The organism is Bacillus sp. 2D03, assembly GCF_003946765.1.
GTDB classification, from domain to species: domain Bacteria; phylum Bacillota; class Bacilli; order Bacillales; family Bacillaceae_G; genus Bacillus_A; species Bacillus_A cereus.
Genome location: NZ_RPSJ01000007.1, coordinates 188,617 through 209,478, shown reverse-complemented (window position 1 = coordinate 209,478; position 20,862 = coordinate 188,617). Strand labels below are relative to the sequence as shown.

The window sequence follows — 20,862 nt, the reverse complement described above, 5'->3', positions numbered from 1 at the left end:
GTGAAAATTCCCCCTGTGATTAAAAAATCCAATTCCAAATAGTGAATAGACCAACAACGGCAGAAAAGAGAAGGGAAGCAAGCAATGCTAGACAGCCAAAAGGAACTAGCTTATCTTTCCATGTTTCTTTATACTCATAAATTAACTCCTCTGCTACTTTCTTCTGCACTGAAGATAAAGGTTGATCTTTATACAAACCTTTTATATGGTTAGAATCGCCTTTAAACTTTAAAGCACGTGCAATATGATGAGGACTATTTCCCATTGATTTTTCAAATAATAAACATGATTCATGCATAATATCTGTTTTATGCTCTTCTAGATACCAGTAACGTCCAGCCATTTCTGGATATTGTAATTTATAATAAATATCTCCGAGTTGTTTTCGAAGATGTAATTCATTTGGGTATGTAAAGATGAGGCCATGCAACCTATCTCTTGCTTTTCCAAGATTATTATTTTCAATATCCTCTTCAATTCTTTTTAATGTTTTTCTAGGAATTTTATTGGTCATAAATTCCTCCTTATTTAGAATAGAGATAATTATATTTTATAAGAAATACTAAAAATTAGAAATTCTATTTTCGAAAAAGATTGTACATTTTATTTTAATGTGCTATGATGATGTCAGTTGAATAGTTAAATTAAGCAATCCATATGTTATCAAGTGCTGAAAACGAACGAGAAAAAGTATGTGAGAACTAGTTTATGTTTCGTATTTGATAATGTGTGGATTCTTTTTTTAGACAGGAAGACTAAAAAATTTAAAATTTGTATTTTCTTAGGAGGAAATAATTATGGCAGTAACAGGACAAGTAAAATGGTTTAACAACGAAAAAGGTTTCGGTTTCATCGAAGTTCCAGGCGAAAACGACGTATTCGTACACTTCTCAGCAATCGAAACTGACGGTTTCAAATCTTTAGAAGAAGGTCAAAAAGTTAGCTTCGAAATCGAAGACGGTAACCGTGGACCTCAAGCTAAAAACGTAATCAAACTATAATTTTATAGTTGATGATGGAAAAAAGGATGGCTAATGCCATCCTTTTTTTGTTGTGGAGAAAGTTTTTTTAGAGCCTGTTTTTATATCTAAATCTCTTTTTCGATGTTACAACTGGTAAAAAATTATCTGGAATGCGTATTAGTTTCTGTAGAAGAATTAGTTCAGCAAGAGCATTTGCTGCGTATGATAGTAAATAACTATAAATTTGTATTCTCTGTTGAAATGGGGAAATCTTTTCCAGATAGACCTTGAGTAACATCTTTTTTGTTAGCGTTGTTGTTGGAATTTTGTACGTTTTGAGATGATGTTTCTAACAGTTGTTCTTGTTCCTTACTAGGGGTATTCAGAGCATCTGAGGGAATGCTATTAACCTGCTGATTTAATGGATTTTCTTTATCCATAGTATACAACTCCTTTGTAGAATTCGATAAAAAGCAATGTAATTATAAATAGCTACTTATATATATTGTGTTTTTGAATGACATTATATACAAAACTTATATTGCAAAGTTAACTAATTAACGAATTGTTAGTGATGGATAAAGATGTACAAATTTTAATTTTTTAATAAAAATTAAAAGCGGGTAACAAGTACAAATACTCTTTCTCATGTTTTATATAAGGATCATATTACAAATCAAAAAAGATGTAGAGAACCTTGGAAGAAAATATAGTCGTTTTTTAGGGGGAAGAAGAATAAATAAAATGATACTACGAATGTAAAAAGGCATTCCATAAAGGAAGGCCTTTTATTGTTCTTGCCCTGATTTTTTCTTCTCACGTTTTTTACATTCTGGACATTTTGATTTACGAAACGGTTTGGCAAAGAATAGCAGAATGAAAAATAAACCGAATATAATACTAGCTGAGTTTTTCACGATAATGACGCTACTATTTTTCATTTGAATCGATGGTTGGATCTCTTTTTCTTCCATAGTGGCCCTCCATATATTGGATTTACATTTTAATTATAGCAAAGTTAGTTGTTGTAATGATGTGAAATGAGGAATGGATAATAAATATTTATAGGTAGTATAAATGCTGTTTTTATAACTTTAAAATTAATTAATTTCTATATTGTGATTTTATTGTTTAACAAATGTTTGATAAATGATAAAAAATTGTAAAAAAGCGGAACTTGTAAGCTATTTCCTTTTCATAGATGCTAAAATTATATATGCAGCTGCTAATATAAATGGAAAAAAGGAGATAATGGAGTATGGAAAGTAAAGTGGAACGCTATGTCGAAAATTATGTTGTAACGAAAAATACGATGGCCTTACTTCCTGTTATTCTAAGTGAAAAGAAAATTGTTACGCGAGTCGTTGAAATGAATGATTCTTTTTTCGTATTTCAAAAACCTCTAGATATTATAGAAAGAAGTTGCCGCAAGCATGGCTCTAGTTTCTTAGGCAGAAAAGAAGGAACGAAAGAGTTAACTCATATTACACATAAAGCACCGATTGCGATTAGTCCAGCAGATCAACTTTATTTTTTCCCTACCTATTCTTACTCTAGAAAAGAGTGCGCTTGGTTGTCTCATTTTTATATTGAAAGTAATAAAGAATTAGAAGATGGAAATCTTATTATTAGATTTATAAATGGCTTTGCTGTGAAATTAGAAATATCAAAAACTAGTTTTGAAAATCAACAAAATCGTACAGCGAAATTACGTACTGAATATGAAGATCGTAGGAAAAAACAAGGGAATCCTTGTTTTAAAGAGGTCGATAAAAAAGAGGAATCAACATTAAGACCCGCTTATGAGAAGGTGTATTTTGTTAGAGAAGAAGAAGTGTAATATAGAAAAAGCTGCCTCTAGAATGTTGCTTTAAGCGGCATTCTAGGACAGCTTTTTTGCTATTTAAATATTAATAAGTTTCTTCCTTACGGGCAGCATCCATCATAATGAAGATAGCTGATAAAATATGCAAAATCATTCCTACAAACGGAATCCATGCAAGGCAAGAAGTTACAATTCCTAGCACATTACCGTTAGCGCTCATATTAGCTTTTTTAGCCAATACTAAAGTAACAATATGTAATACTAGCATGAAAAGAAGTGGTAACCAAAGTAAAGAAACAACAATAGTTCCTCCGAGTACAGGTATTCCCAGTAAAGCCTCTAAGGCACCAGTAACCCATTTTAATAATTTTACTGTGTCTTTCAAAGTATTTCCTCCTAAAAATATAAAATAAATATATTGCGATATTTAGTATAACAGATTTATGTTGTTTTTTTAATAAAAAATGTAAAAAATACTATTTTTTTATATTTAAATAAATTATTTGTAATATACTATTTTTGAAGGGATATAAGGATATTGTTGGATAGGGTGTTATTAATATGTAATATCTTGTCAAATATTGATAGATTATCATAGCTAAATAATGAAGGAATTCTTATGAAAGATATGGAAACTTTAATAAATACATCTCCGTATGTCGTATCTACCATTTCCTCTTTCATATAAGCAATGATACAGTAGGGATAGTATTTAGAGTAAAGGGGTAAAGTGTAGAATGGATTTTCAGACAATCAAAGAGTATTTTTCACCAGAAAATATGGATCATATTGTTGAGAGTTATAAAGCGTTCGGACCACTTCTTGGTATTGGTTTACCGATGATAGAGGCGTTGATTCCGGTATTACCGCTTATTGTATTTGTACTGGCGAATGCTGTTGCATTTGGCTTTTGGCTCGGTTTTCTTTATTCATGGCTTGGATCAGTAATGGGTGCATTACTTGTCTTTTTCATCATCCGCCATTTTGGTCGCAGTCGTTTCTTTTCGTTTGTAAATAAGCATGAGAGAGTACGAAAAGCAATGGGGTGGATTGAAAGGAAAGGATTCGCACCGATTTTTGTTATATTTTGTTTTCCGTTTACACCGTCAGCGCTAATAAATGTTGTCGCTGGTTTATCCCGAATTAGTGTAAAACAGTTTGGTCTAGCGTTAGCATTCGGAAAACTTGTGATGATTTTTATTTTAACGTATATCGGTCATGATTTAATGTCATTTATTCATAATCCAGTGAAATCAGTTATTGTAGGGATTGGTATTTTTATTTTATGGTATGTCGGTAAGAAAATCGAAGTAAAGTTAGAACTACATTAAGAATAGTCTTCTTTGTAAAGGAAAGCTTCAGTATTAAAGGATAAGGGGAGAAGCAGATGAAGAAAACTTTGAAAAAAGAAGGCATAGAGTGGATACGAACAATTTTAATTGGTGTATTATTAGCTGTATTTTTTCGAACGTTTTTCTTTTCAACGTATGTTGTAGAGGGGAAGTCAATGATGCCGACATTGCAAGATGGCAATATGCTAGTTGTAAATAAGGTGAGTTATCAAGTTGGGGACTTGAACAGATTTGACGTTGTGGTATTTCATGCGAATAAAAAAGAGGACTATGTAAAGCGGGTTATCGGTTTACCTGGAGATCATATTGAATATAAGCAGGATAAGTTATATATAAACGGTCAATTTATTGATGAGCCGTATTTAGAGAAGTATAAGAAAGAGATAAATGGAAGGCAACTAACAGGCGACTTTACATTAGAAGAGTTAACGAAAGAAAAGCTGGTGCCACCCGGGTTTATTTTTGTAGTAGGTGATAACCGGCTCGGGAGCTGGGATAGTAGACACTTTGGCTTTGTAAAAGCTGATACAGTTGTCGGTAAAGTTGATTTGCGATATTGGCCAATTCAAGAGGTGCAAACGAATTTTTCAAAAGGTTGATATAATGAAGTAGAAGTATAGAAAAGACAAACAACTCAGTTTGTCTTTTTTCGTGTACTATAATACAATTATAGTAGCAAACTAACGTTCGTTATGTAAGTGAAAGGTGGGGTTACATGTCACTTCGATTTGTAATTGGTAGAGCGGGAAGTGGAAAAAGTACACTTTGTTTACGCGAAGTGCAAGAAGAGTTAAAACAACGCCCGAGAGGGAAAACAATATTATATCTTGTGCCAGAACAGATGACATTCCAGACGCAGCAGGCGTTAATTGGAAGTGAGGATGTAAGAGGTTCTATTCGGGCACAAGTTTTTAGTTTTTCACGATTAGCGTGGAAGGTACTACAAGAAGTTGGCGGAGCGAGTCGTCTTCATATTGATGAAGCGGGTGTACATATGTTACTCCGTAAAATTGTAGAGTCTCGTAAAGATGGATTATCGGTGTTCCAAAAAGCAGCGGAGCAAAACGGTTTCTTTGAACATCTTGGCAGTATGATTGCAGAGTTTAAACGTTACAATGTAACGCCATCTAACGTATATGAAATGTGGCAACAATTGGATGCGCATAGTAGCAGTGCCGAACAAAAGTTACTAGCGAATAAAGTGTATGATTTACAGCTATTATACGATGATTTTGAACGTGCTTTAATTGGAAAATATTTAGATTCAGAAGACTACCTGCAATTGCTAGTGGAAAAGCTTCCGCAGTCTGAATATGTAAATGGTGCGGAAATTTATATAGATGGATTTCATTCATTCTCCCCGCAAGAGTTAGAGATTGTAAGACAGCTTATGATTTGCGGAGCGAGAGTTACGATCACGTTAACGATAGATGAAAAAACGTTAGCACAGCCAGTAAATGAACTCGATTTATTTTATGAAACGACGTTAACGTATGAAAAAATAAAACAAGTAGCGCGTGAAGAGAAAATAGAAATTGAAAAAACAATTCCACTTATGGAACAGCCGCGTTTTCATTCTCCCGCATTAGCGCATTTAGAAGCTCATTATGAAGCGCGTCCGAATGAAAAATTTAACGGTGAAGCGAGTGTAACGATTAGCACAGCTGCGAATTTACGAGCGGAGGTAGAAGGTGTTGCTCGTGAAATTCGTAAACTTGTTGCGAATGAAAAATATCGTTACCGAGATATTGCAGTGCTTCTTCGTAATGGGGAAAGTTATTACGATGTGATGCGCACGTTATTTACAGATTACAATATCCCGCACTTCATCGATGAAAAGCGCCCGATGTCACACCACCCATTAGTAGAATGTATTCGTTCTGCACTCGAGATTATTAGTGGGAATTGGCGTTATGATGCGGTGTTCCGCTGCGTGAAAACAGAGCTGTTATATCCATTAGACGTAAGAAAAGAAACGATGCGTGAAGAAATGGATGAATTTGAAAATTACTGTTTAGCGTACGGTGTACAAGGAAAGAGGTGGACTTCAGAGGATTCATGGATGTATCGCCGTTATCGTTCTCTTGATGATACGAACGGGATGATTACAGACAGTGAACGTGAAATGGAAGAGAAAATAAATAGGTTACGTGACGTTGTAAGAACACCTGTTATTCGCATGCAAAAAAGGTTAAAGCGTGCAGGAACAGTTATGCAAATGTGTGAAGCAGTTTACTTATTTCTAGAAGAGCTGGATGTTCCGAAAAAACTAGAAGAATTACGTATACGTGCAGAAGAAAGTGGAGATTTCTTATTTGCGACAGATCATGAACAAGTATGGGAAGAAGTAATGAGCCTTCTTGATACGTTTGTAGAGATGCTTGGTGAAGAGAAAATGTCTCTTTCTATGTTTACGGACGTTATGTCGACAGGTCTTGAGGCACTTCAATTTGCTAACATTCCGCCGTCATTAGACCAAGTGTTAATTGCTAATATTGATCACTCCAGGTTATCTGACGTGAAAGCAACGTTTATTATAGGTGTAAATGAGGGTGTTATTCCAGCAGCACCTATGGACGAAGGTATGCTTTCTGATGAAGAAAGAGAAGTTCTTGGTGCAGCAGGGATTGAATTAGCGCCAACGACGAGACAAACTTTGTTAGAAGAACAGTTCGTTATGTATCAAATGGTAACGAGAGCATCTGAGAAGTTATATATTTCATGCCCGCTTGCAGATGAAGAAGGAAAGACGTTACTTGCGTCTAGCTTTATTAAGAAAATAAAAAGAATGTTCCCTAATGTGAAAGATTTATTTATTACGAATGACGTAAACGATTTATCACGTTCAGAACAAATTTCATACGTAGCAACGCCAGAAGTAACGTTATCTTACGTTATGCAGCAACTACAAACGTGGAAGCGATACGGATTTGAAGGGAATTTAGACTTTTGGTGGGACGTATATAATTTCTACGTAACTTCAGATGAATGGAAACAAAAAAGTAGCCGCGTCTTATCAAGTTTATTCTATCGAAATCGTGCGAAGAAACTAAGTACAGCAGTAAGTAGAGATTTATACGGAGATATAATTAAAGGAAGCGTCTCTCGTATGGAACTATTTAACCGTTGTGCATACGCTCATTTTGCGCAGCACGGTTTATCGCTTAGAGAGCGTGATATTTTCAAGCTTGATGCGCCGGATATCGGCGAATTATTCCATGCGGCATTAAAGAAAATTGCGGACAAGTTATTGCGTGAAAACCGTACTTGGGCGGATTTATCCATAAAAGAGTGTGAGCATCTTTCTGTTTTAGTAATAGAAGAAATCGCACCGTTATTACAACGACAAATTTTATTAAGTTCAAACCGTCATTTCTATTTAAAACAAAAACTACAACAAATCATTTTCCGTACGTCAATCATTCTTCGTGAACATGCGAAGTCAAGCGGATTCGTACCAGTTGATTTAGAAGTGCCGTTCGGTATGGGTGGTACAGGCTCACTTCCGCCGATGGAATTCTCATTACCAAATGGTGTGAAGATGGAAGTTGTCGGCCGTATTGACCGTGTTGATAAGGCAGAAGATGAAAACGGGACGTTCCTACGTATTATTGATTATAAATCAAGTTCAAAAGCGTTAGATTTAACGGAAGTGTATTACGGATTAGCACTTCAAATGTTAACGTATTTAGATGTTGTTACTTCGAATGCGCAGACGTGGATGAAAAAAGGTCACGCAGCATCACCAGCTGGTGTATTGTATTTCCATATTCATAACCCAATCGTTGAGATGAAAGGTGACGCATCTGAAGCTGAAATTGAAAAAGAAATTTTAAAGAAATTTAAAATGAAAGGACTCGTATTAGGAGATGCTGACGTTGTTCGTTTAATGGATAACAAACTTTCAACAGGAAGTTCAGATATTATTTCTGCTGGCCTGAAAAAAGACGGTAGCTTTAGTGCGCGTTCAAGTATTGCAAGTGAGCAAGAGTTTAACGTACTGCAAAAATATGTACACCATACGTTTGAAAATATCGGAAAAGATATTACAGAAGGTGTTATCGATATTGCTCCTTATAAAATGGGAAATAAAGCAGCATGTACGTTCTGTAACTTCAAATCTGTTTGTCAATTTGATGAGTCACTTGAAGATAATCAGTTCCGATCGTTAAAAGATATGAAAGATAGCGAAGCGATGGAGAAAATAAGAGAGGAGGTTGGCGGAGAATGATAGAAAATTGGCCTAAAAAACCAGAAGATAGTCAATGGACAGATGACCAGTGGAAAGCTGTTGTAGCGAACGGGCGTGATATTTTAGTTGCGGCTGCAGCTGGATCAGGTAAAACAGCAGTATTAGTTGAACGTATTATTAAAAAGATTATTAATGAAGAGAATCCAGTCGATGTCGACCGCCTGCTCGTTGTAACATTTACGAATGCAGCGGCGCAAGAGATGAAAAACCGAATCGGGGAAGCGTTAGAAAAGGTATTAATTGATGAACCAGGCTCTCAACACGTAAGAAAGCAGCTGAGCCTATTAAATAAAGCTTCCATTTCAACAATTCACTCATTCTGTTTACAAGTAATTAGAGGATATTACTACATGCTTGATGTTGATCCTCGTTTCCGTATTGCGAATCAAACAGAAAATGAATTGTTAAAAGAAGAAGTGCTAGATGACATATTAGAAGAAGAGTACGGAATCGAAGATAATACAATCTTCTTTGAACTTGTTGATCGTTATACGAGTGACCGTAGTGATGATGACTTACAACGTATGATTTTAGCGCTTCATACAGAGTCAAGAGCGCATCCAAATCCGGAAAAATGGCTTGATAAATTAGTAGAAGCATATGACGTAGAAGGAAAGACAATTGAAGACTTAGTATATGCTTCTTATTTATTAGAAGATGTGAAATTCCAGCTTGAAACAGCGGAACAGCATATTCGTAAGGCAACTGAACTCGCAATGCTTCCTGACGGTCCAGCGCCTCGCATTGAAACCCTGCAAGCAGATCTAGCTTTACTTGGAACGCTATCATCAGCTGCTCATGAGTCGTGGACAAGTTTGTATGAAGCGATGCAAAACGTATCGTGGCAAACGTTAAAGCGTATTAAGAAAAGTGATTACAATGAAGATGTTGTAAAACAAGTAGACTCTCTTCGTAATAAAGCGAAAGATGAGGTGAAGAAATTACAAGAAGAGTTATTTAGCCGAAAACCTGAAAGTTTCTTACGAGATTTTCAAGATATGCACCCAGTATTAGAAAAGCTTGTTCAACTTGTAAAAGTATTTACAGAGCGTTTCCAAGCGATGAAGCGAGATAAAGGAATGGTCGATTTCACAGATTTAGAGCATTTTTGTTTGCAAATTTTAAGTGAACAAAGTGAAAATGGTGAAATGAATCCGTCAGCAGTGGCGCTCCAATATCGTAACAAATTTGCTGAAGTATTAGTCGATGAATATCAAGATACGAACTTTGTACAGGAATCCATTATTAAATTCGTAACGAAAGATTCTGAGAGTGAAGGAAACTTGTTCATGGTTGGTGACGTAAAGCAATCGATTTATCGTTTCCGACTAGCCGAACCAGGACTATTCCTAGGAAAATATAAACGCTTCACACAAGAAGGATTGGGCGGCGGAATGAAGATCGACTTAGCGAAAAACTTCCGTAGTCGTCATGAAGTACTAGCAGGTACGAACTTTATCTTCAAACAAATTATGGGTGAAGAAGTCGGAGAAATCGACTACGATGCAGACGCTGAATTAAAGTTAGGTGCTACCTATCCAGAAGGTGAAGATGTAGCGGCAGAACTACTGTGCATTCAGCAAACGGAAGAAGAAGTAATAGACGGAGAAGAAGGTGCAGAAGTCGAAAAAGCACAGCTTGAAGCTCGTCTTATGGCGCAGCGCATTAAAGCGATGGTTGATTCAGGTTATGAAGTGTATGACCGTAAAAATGATAGTATGCGCCCAGTACAATACCGCGACTTCGTTATTTTACTTCGCTCCATGCCGTGGGCACCGCAAATTATGGAAGAGTTAAAATTACAAGGAATTCCAGTATATGCAGACCTTGCGACTGGTTACTTTGAAGCGACAGAAGTAAATATTATGATGAACGTATTCCGCGTTATTGATAATCCGATGCAAGATATCCCGCTTGCAGCAGTACTTCGTTCACCGATCGTTGGATTAAATGACGAAGAACTTGCGACGCTTCGTGCTCACGGAAAGAAAGGGTCATTTTATGAAGTAATGAGCTCATTCTTAAAAGGGGCACCACTTGAAGAGGAGCAAGAACTTCATGATAAATTAGAGTGGTTTTATAACTTACTGCAAGGATGGCGTGAATTCGCGCGCCAACAATCACTTTCTGATTTAATTTGGAAAGTGTACGGTGAGACAGGTTATTACGACTTCGTTGGCGGTTTACCAGCTGGAAAGCAAAGGCAGGCAAACTTACGCGTACTATATGACCGCGCAAGACAATATGAAGCAACATCATTTAGAGGATTATTCCGCTTCTTACGTTTTATTGAACGTATTTTAGAACGCGGTGATGATATGGGTACGGCGAGGGCCCTCGGTGAACAAGAAGACGTTGTTCGCATTATGACGATTCATAAAAGTAAAGGGTTAGAGTTCCCAGTTGTATTTGTAGCTGGACTCGGTCGTCGTTTTAATACACAAGACTTAATGAAACGTTTCTTATTGCATAAAGATTTCGGTTTCGGTTCGCAATTTATCGATCCGCGTAAACGAATTAAATATACAACATTATCACAGCTTGCGATTAAGCGTAAAATGAAAATGGAATTAATTGCGGAAGAAATGCGCGTACTATACGTAGCATTGACGCGTGCGAAAGAGAAGTTAATTTTAATTGGAACAGTTAAGGATGCAAATAAGGAAATGGAAAAATGGCTTGATGCGAGGGAACATAGTGAATGGTTATTACCAGATCATATACGTGCCGGGTCGTCTTGTTATTTAGACTGGATTGCACCTTCATTATATAGACACCGTGATAGTGAAATGCTTCTTGAATTAGGACAAGGAAGTATTCCGGATGAAATTTACGGGTATGACACGAGCTGGAAAGTAGAAGTTGTGGACGGTAATACGCTACTTGCACCAGAGCCAGTTCAAGAAGAGAAACAAGAATTATTAGAAGCGCTTCGTGAGAAAAAGGCTGTGCCATTACAAAGTGAACGGAAAGAAGAAGTGTACGACAGATTAATGTGGAAGTACGGATATGAGGATGCGACATCTCATCGTGCGAAGCAATCTGTTACAGAAATAAAGAGAAATTATCAATCTGAAGAAGGTAGCGATAACGCCTTTATTAAAAAACTACGTGCACCAATTAAAACACGTCCGCGCTTTATGGAGAAAAAAGGGTTAACGTACGCAGAGCGCGGAACAGCAGTCCATGCCGTTATGCAGCATGTTGATTTGAAGAAGCCGATTACGGTTGAAGTTCTTCAAGAGCAAATTGCTGGAATGGTAAATAAGGAATTATTAACATTCGAGCAGGCGGAAGAAATAGCGATTGAAAAAGTAATTTCATTCTTTGACAGTGACTTAGGCAAAAGGGTATTAGCGGCGAAAAGTGTTGAGCGTGAAGTACCATTTACGATGATGCTTGCAGCAGAAGAAGCATATCAAGATTGGAAAGGGAATAGCGGGGAATCGATCCTTGTCCAAGGGGTTATCGACTGCATGATTGAAGAGGAAGATGGCATTACGTTAATCGACTTCAAAACAGATACGATTGAAGGGAAATTCCCAGGCGGATTCGAACAAGCGAAACCAATTTTAGAAGATCGATATAAAGTGCAGCTTTCGTTATATGCAAAAGCACTGGAGAAAAGCTTACAACATCCTGTGAAAGAGAAATGTTTATATTTCTTTGATGGGAATCACGTTGTAAATATTGAAGAATAGAGGGGCTTGAAAATGGTAACGGAAAAAACGTTAAGAACTTGTGAACAGGGACACGAGTACTATAAAAGTAGCGATTGTCCAACTTGCCCAACCTGTGAGAAAGAGAGAAAACCAAAAGAAGGTTTTCTCTCTCTTCTTTCAGCGCCAGCAAGAAGGGCATTAGAACACCATGGAATTCAAACTGTAGAAGAACTCTCAAAATATAGTGAAAAAGAAATTTCAAAACTGCATGGTATGGGGCCTGCGTCTTTGCCGAAGCTTAGGAAGGCTTTGGAGGAGAGCGGGTTATCATTTAAATAAAATGAAATAGTGCCTCTTCACTACTTACTTGTTTATACCACTATTTGTGGACAGTAAAGCTCTTGCTTATTAAAATTTTATTTTAATAATTTTGAATTAGATAAAAGAAAAAAGTAGGAGATATTCTCCTACTTTTTTTACGCTGTTCCAATCTGATCTTGATCTGCCACATCAGAATCAAATGTATTCGTTGCACTAACACCGTTAAACGTATTCACGACAAACCCAACATTGGAAGCTCCAGATCCGTTATAGGCTTTCGTGTTTTCTTTCGGAGATACGTTATAAAAATCTCCTAAGTTGAAAGAGCCGTTACTGTTTTGCACGACGAGATTTCCTACAACCGACGGCATACCATCCACCTACTTTACTAAGCTTTTTAATTACTATATGAATTATTGTGCGGAAGGTTCATCCGTAATATATTGGCGGATTTGTATAATACGAGAGTTATTAAAACCATAATCAACATTTCCAATTTGAAAGCAACCAGAATTTAAAAGTGTGCGTAATTCAACGTTATTAACTTCAATAAAAGGGCATTCATTTACAATGTTTAATTTTACATCTGTCGTTCGTTTTGGAATTGTAATGTGTTCATCTGTAAAGATTTCAAAAGCATCAAAGCGACCTTCTCCCCGTATATAAAAAGGAATTTCACGGTGGACGGCAATAGCTCTACTTTTTAATTCCATTTGGTTTGCATCTCCAACTTGAAATACAGCAGCAATCCCTAAAGAAATAATAGAAACATTTTGGACAATAGACACATGATGCAACATAATTTCTCAGTCTCCTTAACCTGGAGTAGGAGGGACATCTGTTACTAATGGTACAAATGGACCCTCTGTAACTGTTTCAAATGGTGTATCGAGAATAGAAGATAGAATGAGGAGATTTGCATCTCCAATTAAAAAGAGTGCGGACGACGATACACCGTTCATTTTAATCTGTCCGACTTTTAACTCACGGTTTACAACGTTAAGGTTCATACATACTTACTCCTTTCGGAAATTTCCCGGTATGTGCTGAATAAAGGAGAGAAAGGCTTTGTCAATATCTTGTTTCATTGCCTGAATAATGATATCTCGTAAATAATCTGGATCTGTTGAAATACCTTCATATGATTGCGCTTGTGATAAATAATAAGGGAGTCGATGCTCCATCTGTTTTTTTATGTCATCCACCATCATTTGTCGATACATTTCATCAAGCGGTGTTCGCTCTTCTTGTTCAAAATGGAGAATACGATTATATGCTTCTTCATCTAAGTATCGATGCATTTCTTGGAGGATACCTTGATAAAAGTCTGGGTTTGTTTCGGTTTCAGGGTTTACCTTCAATGTTTCTGTATCCACTTGAAGGTCTTCAATTTGTTGTCCTTTTGCTGAAAATGGGTTTAAACCAATATTTAAAGTACCATTTAAATTTTCGACTTTTAATTGATCGAATTTGTATTCCACTTTTCCTACAGAAGAGGAGGGGCGATTTTTTAATTCGTTAAGCTCTTCTTGGAGTTGGCGCACTTGATCTTCTAAATTCAGGATGGCTGCTTGTTGTGTTTGAAGAGCTTGTTGAAGTTGGTGTAAGTAAGTATATATATCTTGATTCATTTGTGAAACCTCCTTTTCAATAGGGAGGGTAAAAATATTCCTGCTATATATTTATGACAAGGATGTCTTAAGAAGAACTAGTTGATGGTTTGATAGAAATAATTTGTCCTTTCGCTTGTAATGGGCGAAGCGGCTCCGTAAATCCGCCCGTATTTGAAAATTTAGATAGGGCTTTAATACTTCCGGCAGTACCAATTTGGAACACAGAAGAGGTTGTAATGCTATCAATTTTAATGCTGTTAATGATGATGCTTTGGTTTACGTAAAAATTCAATACAATCGCCCCCTTTAAGTTGAACCAATTATCGCTTGATCGACGACATCTGAATCGTTGACAGTCGTTGCACTTTGATAATTGTAGACAGAAACGTTATCTCCAACATTAAAAGAGCCGGCCCCGGCGAAAGCACGTGAGTAACTAATAGGCCTAATCGCAAATACATCTCCAATATGAAAAATACCACTTGATCCAATATTGACGATACGAATATGTCCGACCATAGCTGGCATACAAAACACCCTTCGTTTTTAAAATTTTCTTTTCTACTATTGTATGGGCGTTTCCAATAAAATGTGTATTTTTTTGAAATAAAAGAAACACACGCATTATTGCGTGTGTGTTTTGAATGTTTGATTAGGGTGTAAATCCGTATGTACATGACAAATTACATTTAAGAGCCTGTCCAGTTCTTGGCTACAATCCACTGTTTTTTGAGAAGTCATTCCATAGCGTTCAGCAAAATAAATCATTTTTTCACGTTTTTTTTCAATCGCTTGCTCAAACATTGAAATCGGCTCCATCTCTAAATGAAATTTTTAGTATATATGTAGTACATATTATACAAAAACTTCATAAAAAAGAAATGCATTCGCTAAAAAAAGTAAAATTTCTACATTTTATGCCAAATGATAAAGGGTAACGAATAGGGTATGAGAAGAATATTGTAAAAATTAGCGTGCATGAGAAGGTTTTTTTCTTAAGGATGCGAATACAATTAAAGGGCATGAGTTTTAGGATGGAGAGTGGAAATATTGCGTTTTGTAACGGCGAAGAAAGAAGAAAAGGTATTTGTAGGTATTGTGGATGAAGAAGAAGAAAAGGTATTACACTTAAGAGAAGCGCAAAGACAAAAAGGGGAAAAGGTTACAATCCCTATTACAATGTTAGAGTGTATTGAAAGAGGGACTGAATGCTTTGAGAAAGTATGTGAAATTGTAAATTGGGCAAAAGAAAACGGGGAAGCGGCGTATTATCCGTTAACAGAGGTGAAAATATTAGCACCGATTCCAAGGCCAAGAAAGAATATTTTGTGCGTTGGAAAAAACTATCGTGAGCATGCGGTAGAAATGGGTGGAGTAGAGTCTATTCCAGAAAATATAATGATCTTTACGAAAGCACCAACAACAGTTATTGGCATAAATGAGCAAATTAATGGTCACCCTCATGCAACGGACGAACTAGATTACGAAGGAGAATTAGCTATCGTTATTGGTAAGCGAGGGAAACAAATTAAAAAAGAAAAAGCGCTTGAGCATGTTTTTGGTTATACGATTATCAATGATGTAACAGCTCGAGACATTCAAAGAAAACATAAACAGTTTTTCCTTGGGAAAAGCTTCGATACATTTTGTCCGATGGGACCGTATTTAATTCATAAATCGGTGGTTAATGCGCCGAATGCATTACACATTGAAACGGTAGTAAATGGAGAAGTAAGGCAAACTTCCAACACAAATAAAATGATTTTTTCAATAGAAGAAATTATTTCAACGATAAGTAAAGGAATGACTTTAGAACCAGGCGATATTATCGCAACAGGAACCCCGGCTGGTGTCGGAAAAGGTTTCACACCACCGAAGTTTTTACATGCTGGTGATGAAGTGGTTATTACAGTAGAAGGAATTGGTACTTTGCGAAATGTAGTGAAGTGAAGAAAAGAGCTATCTTGTTAAAAGATAGCTCTTTTTTATGGCCTTGGGTTATAGAGGTAATCAATAACGGAAAAAGTGTAAAGACCAATGAATGCAAGTGTGCAAATGCCAAATAGTATAACCGTAAGTGCGCTTTTTTCTCGTCCAAAACCAATGATAGTAAGAATAACAGCAGTCCAAAATGATGCTTTCAGTAGTGTGAATGTAGTAGGAGTTGAGTAGTGAGTAAGCCATGTTGTGGAAAGTAGGAAGCCAAAGAATGTAACTAAAATAAAAGATGTAGCTAAATAGTTAATATGTTTACCATATTTTAATAGCATATCGCACCTCCTTTACGATTTTAAAATACAGAAAATTAAAATTTCATCTTAATATAAATGAATATAAAAAGAAAGAGGTTGTCCCAACATGTCGGACAACCTCTCTATCATTACGATAATACAGCTTTAATTTTTTGGAATGCCCACTCTAAATCTTCTTCAGAGATTACTAGAGGTGGTGCGATACGAATTACGTTTTCATGTGTTTCTTTACATAGTAGACCAGCTGCTTTTAGTTGTTCACAGTAAGGACGAGCTGGCTCGTTTAATTCGATACCGATGAATAAACCTTTACCGCGAACTTCAGTGATCATTGGGTTGTCAATCTCTTTTAATTGCCCAACTAATTTTTCTCCTAATTGAAGAGAACGCTCTGTTAATTTTTCTTCTTCTAACACTTCAAGAGCTGCGATAGAAACAGCACATGCAAGTGGGTTACCACCGAATGTAGAACCGTGAGAACCTGGCTCAAATACACCTAAAATATCGCGGTTTGCTGCAACACAAGAGATCGGGAACACGCCGCCACCAAGTGCTTTACCAAGTATGTACATGTCAGGAGTTACATCGTCCCAGTCACAAGCAAATACTTTACCAGTACGGCCTAAGCCTGTTTGGATTTCATCTGCTACGAATAAAACGTTTTCTTTTTTACATACTTCAAAAGCTTCTTTTAAGTAACCAGCTGGCGGGATGTTAATTCCTGCTTCACCTTGAATTGGCTCTAAAATGAATGCTGCTGTGTTTGGTGTAATTGCGGCTTTTAATGCTTCTAAATCACCGTAAGGAATTACAACGATGCCAGGAAGCATTGGACCGAATCCACGCTTGTACTCTTCGTTTGAAGACATAGAAACAGAACCCATTGTACGTCCGTGGAAGTTATCTTCACAAACGATGATTTCAGCGCGGTTTGCTTCTACTTTCTTCACATCATAAGCCCAGCGACGAACTGTTTTAATTGCAGTTTCAACAGCTTCAGCACCTGTATTCATTGGAAGTACCATTTCTTTATTAGTTAGTTTCGCAACTTTTTCGTACCAAGGACCTAATTGATCGCTATGGAAAGCACGAGAAGTTAACGTAACACGATTTGCTTGGTCAATTAAAGCGTTAATAATTTTCGGGTGACGATGACCTTGGTTTACTGCAGAATATGCACTTAATAAGTCCATATAGCGGTTTCCTTCAGGATCTTCTACCCAAACACCTTCTGCTTTAGAAATAACGATTGGAAGTGGGTGATAGTTATTTGCTCCATATGTGTCTGTAAGTTCGATAATATCCTTAGTTTGAATCATGATTGTTCCCCCTTTTGTTATTACAAGAAGTTTGTAAATACTCTAAATATTATATCATTTAAATGTAAAAAAGCGAAACATTTCCTGAAAATAAATGAACATGTTATCATATAGAGTGAAAAAGTGTGAAAAGAGGAGGTAAGGGATACGATGGTACATATGCATATTACAGCATGGGCGTTAGGTTTAATTTTATTCTTCGTTGCGTATTCACTTTATTCAGCAGGAAGAAAAGGTAAAGGTGTACATATGGGGCTTCGCCTAATGTATATCATCATTATTGTGACAGGCTTCATGTTGTACATGAGTATTGTGAAGACAGCAACAGGTAGCATGCACATGTGGTACGGCCTGAAAATGTTAGCTGGTATTTTAGTTATCGGCGGAATGGAAATGGTTCTTGTAAAAATGAGCAAAAACAAACCAACAGGGGCGGTTTGGGGCTTATTTATTGTTGCGCTAGTAGCAGTATTATACTTAGGACTGAAATTGCCACTTGGCTGGTACGTATTCAAATAAAAATAAAACCACCTTATAATCTCAAAGACTTGGGAGATAAGGTGGTTTTTATTTTTTATGTCGCATCGATATGCAACTCTTCTCCATTTACTTTCGTAAAACGGAACATATTTTTATTTGACGTAGTGTGACGGACGAAATGGTGTTGCAGTGTACAGATCATTTCTTCGTTATCAAACAAAAGAATATTTACTCCTTCGCGTGACTCCTCTTTCGGTAAGAAAGATAAATAATTATGACAATACATGCAATCATATAAAGAGTAGTGAAGTGATTGCAATGATTCAGTTAATAATGTGAAGACAGAGTCAGGTAATTCCTCGAGCCATTCATTATAGCTAAGAAGTAACTTTTTTCGAATACGTACCATTTCACCATTTTGCAAATGGTGTTGCTCGTTGGCGATTTGTAATACATCTTGTTCATAGAAACGGGCTGGTAACCAATTGTTATTATACAAAATTTCAAACCCATCTTCGGCAATATCTTCTAATAGAAACGCTTCATCATTTTCATCATCAAAGAATACCCATTCATTGTTTATATATTCTACATTACCGACTGTATGAGCACGGGGCTGGTTATATAAAATATGTTTACGTTGTATCATATACGATTTCTCCTTTATGAAAAGTAGTTATTCCTGTTATAGACAGTTCGTGCGTTCTTTATAACTAGACACATCTAGACATAGGTGGGCATACAATAAAACACGTTTTACTGAGTGAGAATGCTATTCCATATGTGGATAGTAGGTTATCGTCAAGTTTTTCATTTTTTGATCCGCACTCTTAGGGTGGGGATTACTGCACGTTCAAGAAAAGAAATAAGATGGAAGGATGATTTATATGTGCGGGATTACAGGATGGGTGGATTATAAACGCTCATTAGAAGGAGAAAGAGATGTCGTTACGAAGATGGCTGAGACGTTAGCGAAGCGGGGGCCGGATGATAATAAAGTTTGGATTAAAGGAAATGTCGCATTTGGGCATAAACGGTTAATCGTTGTAGACCCTGAGGGCGGTAAACAGCCGATGACTTGTTTAAAAGATGAAACGAATTACGCCATTTGCTATAACGGTGAACTTTATAACACAGAAGACATTCGAAAGGAATTATTAAGAAGAGGGTATACGTTCAAAGGTCATTCTGATACAGAAGTATTATTAGCTTCTTATATTGAATGGAAAGAAGAATGTGTCGATCATTTAAACGGTATATATGCGTTTGCAGTATGGGACGAACAGAAAGAACAAGTATTTATTGCGAGAGATCGATTAGGTGTAAAGCCACTTTTTTATAAATATGATAGCGGACGCTTACTATTTGGTTCGGAGTTAAAAGCGATATTGTCGCATCCAGATGTGAAGGCGGAAGTAACATTAGAAGGGTTATCAGAAATATTCGGACTCGGACCGTCAAGAACGCCTGGCCACGGTATTTATGCTGGTATAAAAGAATTACGTCCAGGTCATGCGATGACATTTTCAAAGAACGGTTTGTGTATATGGAGATATTGGAATGTAGAAAGTAAAAAACATGAAGACTCTTTTGAAGAAACAGTAGAGAAAACGCGCTTTTTACTACAAGATGCCATTACAAGACAGCTTGTTTCTGATGTACCACTATGTACCTTTTTATCAGGTGGTGTAGATTCGAGCGCTATTACAGCTATTGCGGCGAAAGAATACGAGAGATCAGGAAAAGGACAATTACACACGTATTCAATTGATTACGAAGATAATGACAAATACTTTAAAGCGAATGCGTTTCAGCCAAATTCAGATGCTCCGTTTATTAATTTGATGACAGAGACGTTTCAAACAACCCATCATCGTTGCGTCATTTCGAATGAAAAACTAGCAGAGTATTTAACGGAGGCGGTACTCGTTCGTGATTTGCCTGGTATGGCAGATATCGATTCGTCATTATTATGGTTTTGCCGCGAAATTAAACAAGATTTTGTCGTCGGCTTATCTGGAGAATGTGCAGATGAAATATTTGGTGGATATCCGTGGTTTTATAGAGAAGATGATCTACAATCGAGTGCATTTCCGTGGATGCGCTCTACAGAAGCGCGTGAACAACTTCTAAAAAAAGAATGGAGAAATAAATTAAATTTACAACAATATGTACAAAGGCGCTATGAAGAGTCGATTCAAGAAGTTCCTATTTTAGAGGGAGAAAGTCCGCTAGAAGCGAAAAGACGCCAATTATTTTATTTAAATATGGTATGGTTTATGACAACATTATTAGACAGAAAAGACCGCATGAGTATGGGGGCAAGCTTAGAAGTACGTGTTCCATTTGCGGATCATCGTCTTGTCGAATATGCGTGGAATATTCCTTGGGAAATGAAAATGTATAAAAACCGCGAAAAAGGTCTATTACGTAAAGCGTTAGAAGATGTGCTTCCACATGACATCTTATATAGAAAGAAGAGTCCTTATCCGAAAACGCATAATCCGCACTATACGAAAGCAGTCACAGTATGGCTACAAGATTTATTAACAGATAAAGGTTCAATTTTACACGAACTATTTGATAAAGAGCAGTTGAGCGGATTGATTCAGTCTGGCGGCAGTGCATTTCAATCACCTTGGTTCGGGCAATTAATGACAGGTCCTCAACTTTTAGCTCATTTAGCACAAATTCACGTTTGGTTTAAAGAGTATGGGGTAAATATTAGGGAATAAGGGAAAAGCGACTTACTTTTATGTAAGTCGCTTTTTATTAAAGAAATTGTCAAATGAAATTTAAAATCATATTAGAAAAAATACTTATT

At 36.6% G+C, this 20,862-nt stretch carries 24 protein-coding genes; 10 read left to right on the top strand and 14 right to left on the bottom strand.

All coding sequences use genetic code 11. The annotated features are described in order from the left end of the window. Positions 1-19 precede the first annotated feature (19 nt). On the bottom strand, positions 20-514 hold the full coding sequence (locus EBQ15_RS17680; protein ID WP_000182391.1) for a DUF6584 family protein: 495 nt from the start codon (positions 512-514) through the stop codon (positions 20-22). A gap of 283 nt (positions 515-797) precedes the next feature. On the opposite strand from EBQ15_RS17680, the gene cspA reads away from it, so the two are divergent. Then, a complete protein-coding gene (cspA, locus tag EBQ15_RS17675) occupies positions 798-1,001 on the top strand; it encodes an RNA chaperone/antiterminator CspA (RefSeq protein WP_000301518.1) in 204 nt (67 codons plus the stop codon). A gap of 197 nt (positions 1,002-1,198) precedes the next feature. Here the strand turns inward: cspA and EBQ15_RS17670 are convergent, their stop codons facing one another. After that, positions 1,199-1,402 carry a hypothetical protein gene (locus EBQ15_RS17670; protein ID WP_000356922.1) on the bottom strand — a complete coding sequence of 68 codons (204 nt, stop codon included), beginning with the start codon at positions 1,400-1,402 and terminating at the stop codon, positions 1,199-1,201. Positions 1,403-1,750: 348 nt separating this feature from the next. Beyond that, a complete protein-coding gene (locus EBQ15_RS17665) occupies positions 1,751-1,936 on the bottom strand; it encodes a hypothetical protein (RefSeq protein WP_000391373.1) in 186 nt (61 codons plus the stop codon). Positions 1,937-2,220: 284 nt separating this feature from the next. Between EBQ15_RS17665 and EBQ15_RS17660 the strand changes: the two genes are divergently transcribed. Next, positions 2,221-2,802, top strand: coding sequence for a competence protein ComK (locus tag EBQ15_RS17660; protein ID WP_000444440.1), 582 nt, complete (start codon positions 2,221-2,223; stop codon positions 2,800-2,802). 70 nt (positions 2,803-2,872) lie between these two features. On the opposite strand, the gene EBQ15_RS17655 is transcribed toward EBQ15_RS17660, so the two are convergent. Continuing rightward, positions 2,873-3,172, bottom strand: a complete 300-nt coding sequence (locus tag EBQ15_RS17655) for a hypothetical protein (protein ID WP_000655757.1) — start codon at positions 3,170-3,172, stop codon at positions 2,873-2,875. Between the two features lie 352 nt (positions 3,173-3,524). On the opposite strand from EBQ15_RS17655, the gene EBQ15_RS17650 reads away from it, so the two are divergent. The 5 genes from EBQ15_RS17650 to EBQ15_RS17630 all read left to right on the top strand — a co-directional run bounded on the left by EBQ15_RS17650 (position 3,525) and on the right by EBQ15_RS17630 (position 12,392). After that, entirely contained in the window at positions 3,525-4,118 is a 594-nt protein-coding gene (locus EBQ15_RS17650) for a TVP38/TMEM64 family protein (protein ID WP_000347520.1), read from the top strand. A 56-nt stretch (positions 4,119-4,174) separates the two neighbouring features. Beyond that, complete coding sequence (gene lepB, locus EBQ15_RS17645; RefSeq protein ID WP_000751910.1) at positions 4,175-4,738, top strand: signal peptidase I; 564 nt, start codon at positions 4,175-4,177, stop codon at positions 4,736-4,738. 116 nt (positions 4,739-4,854) lie between these two features. Continuing rightward, a complete protein-coding gene (gene addB / locus EBQ15_RS17640) occupies positions 4,855-8,370 on the top strand; it encodes a helicase-exonuclease AddAB subunit AddB (protein ID WP_000058603.1) in 3,516 nt (1,171 codons plus the stop codon). Beyond that, the gene (gene addA / locus EBQ15_RS17635; RefSeq protein ID WP_000572262.1) at positions 8,367-12,092 is read left to right on the top strand and encodes a helicase-exonuclease AddAB subunit AddA; all 3,726 of its coding nucleotides are present in this window, start codon (positions 8,367-8,369) and stop codon (positions 12,090-12,092) included. The genes addB and addA overlap by 4 nt, the downstream gene beginning before the upstream one ends. A gap of 12 nt (positions 12,093-12,104) precedes the next feature. Further along, positions 12,105-12,392: an RNA polymerase alpha subunit C-terminal domain-containing protein gene (locus tag EBQ15_RS17630; protein ID WP_000255724.1), complete on the top strand. Its 288-nt coding sequence runs from the start codon at positions 12,105-12,107 to the stop codon at positions 12,390-12,392. 137 nt (positions 12,393-12,529) lie between these two features. On the opposite strand, the gene gerPF is transcribed toward EBQ15_RS17630, so the two are convergent. The 7 genes from gerPF to EBQ15_RS17595 all read right to left on the bottom strand — a co-directional run bounded on the left by gerPF (position 12,530) and on the right by EBQ15_RS17595 (position 14,791). Continuing rightward, on the bottom strand, positions 12,530-12,745 hold the full coding sequence (gene gerPF, locus EBQ15_RS17625; RefSeq protein ID WP_001141566.1) for a spore germination protein GerPF: 216 nt from the start codon (positions 12,743-12,745) through the stop codon (positions 12,530-12,532). A gap of 42 nt (positions 12,746-12,787) precedes the next feature. After that, the gene (locus tag EBQ15_RS17620; protein WP_000902319.1) at positions 12,788-13,174 is read right to left on the bottom strand and encodes a spore germination protein GerPE; all 387 of its coding nucleotides are present in this window, start codon (positions 13,172-13,174) and stop codon (positions 12,788-12,790) included. Between the two features lie 15 nt (positions 13,175-13,189). After that, positions 13,190-13,384 carry a spore germination protein GerPD gene (gene gerPD / locus EBQ15_RS17615; protein WP_001052807.1) on the bottom strand — a complete coding sequence of 65 codons (195 nt, stop codon included), beginning with the start codon at positions 13,382-13,384 and terminating at the stop codon, positions 13,190-13,192. A 6-nt stretch (positions 13,385-13,390) separates the two neighbouring features. After that, positions 13,391-14,005: a spore germination protein GerPC gene (gene gerPC / locus EBQ15_RS17610; RefSeq protein ID WP_001070762.1), complete on the bottom strand. Its 615-nt coding sequence runs from the start codon at positions 14,003-14,005 to the stop codon at positions 13,391-13,393. 67 nt (positions 14,006-14,072) lie between these two features. Next, complete coding sequence (gerPB, locus tag EBQ15_RS17605; protein ID WP_001012508.1) at positions 14,073-14,279, bottom strand: spore germination protein GerPB; 207 nt, start codon at positions 14,277-14,279, stop codon at positions 14,073-14,075. A gap of 14 nt (positions 14,280-14,293) precedes the next feature. After that, complete coding sequence (gerPA, locus tag EBQ15_RS17600; RefSeq protein WP_001111188.1) at positions 14,294-14,515, bottom strand: spore germination protein GerPA; 222 nt, start codon at positions 14,513-14,515, stop codon at positions 14,294-14,296. A 96-nt stretch (positions 14,516-14,611) separates the two neighbouring features. Further along, on the bottom strand, positions 14,612-14,791 hold the full coding sequence (locus EBQ15_RS17595) for an aspartyl-phosphate phosphatase Spo0E family protein (protein WP_000462841.1): 180 nt from the start codon (positions 14,789-14,791) through the stop codon (positions 14,612-14,614). A gap of 246 nt (positions 14,792-15,037) precedes the next feature. On the opposite strand from EBQ15_RS17595, the gene EBQ15_RS17590 reads away from it, so the two are divergent. After that, positions 15,038-15,937 carry a fumarylacetoacetate hydrolase family protein gene (locus EBQ15_RS17590; protein ID WP_001213075.1) on the top strand — a complete coding sequence of 300 codons (900 nt, stop codon included), beginning with the start codon at positions 15,038-15,040 and terminating at the stop codon, positions 15,935-15,937. 35 nt (positions 15,938-15,972) lie between these two features. Here the strand turns inward: EBQ15_RS17590 and EBQ15_RS17585 are convergent, their stop codons facing one another. Together EBQ15_RS17585 and rocD are read right to left on the bottom strand one after the other, a co-directional pair. After that, positions 15,973-16,257, bottom strand: coding sequence for a hypothetical protein (locus EBQ15_RS17585; protein WP_000925342.1), 285 nt, complete (start codon positions 16,255-16,257; stop codon positions 15,973-15,975). 110 nt (positions 16,258-16,367) lie between these two features. Continuing rightward, on the bottom strand, positions 16,368-17,558 hold the full coding sequence (gene rocD / locus EBQ15_RS17580) for an ornithine aminotransferase (protein WP_000616657.1): 1,191 nt from the start codon (positions 17,556-17,558) through the stop codon (positions 16,368-16,370). A 150-nt stretch (positions 17,559-17,708) separates the two neighbouring features. On the opposite strand from rocD, the gene EBQ15_RS17575 reads away from it, so the two are divergent. After that, a complete protein-coding gene (locus tag EBQ15_RS17575; RefSeq protein ID WP_000233495.1) occupies positions 17,709-18,077 on the top strand; it encodes a YisL family protein in 369 nt (122 codons plus the stop codon). A 55-nt stretch (positions 18,078-18,132) separates the two neighbouring features. Here the strand turns inward: EBQ15_RS17575 and EBQ15_RS17570 are convergent, their stop codons facing one another. Continuing rightward, on the bottom strand, positions 18,133-18,687 hold the full coding sequence (locus tag EBQ15_RS17570) for a DUF2777 domain-containing protein (protein WP_000616050.1): 555 nt from the start codon (positions 18,685-18,687) through the stop codon (positions 18,133-18,135). Between the two features lie 238 nt (positions 18,688-18,925). Here EBQ15_RS17570 and asnB point away from each other — a divergent pair, with 238 nt between their 5' ends. Next, positions 18,926-20,773 carry an asparagine synthase (glutamine-hydrolyzing) gene (gene asnB, locus EBQ15_RS17565; RefSeq protein ID WP_000334002.1) on the top strand — a complete coding sequence of 616 codons (1,848 nt, stop codon included), beginning with the start codon at positions 18,926-18,928 and terminating at the stop codon, positions 20,771-20,773. Positions 20,774-20,862 lie beyond the last annotated feature (89 nt).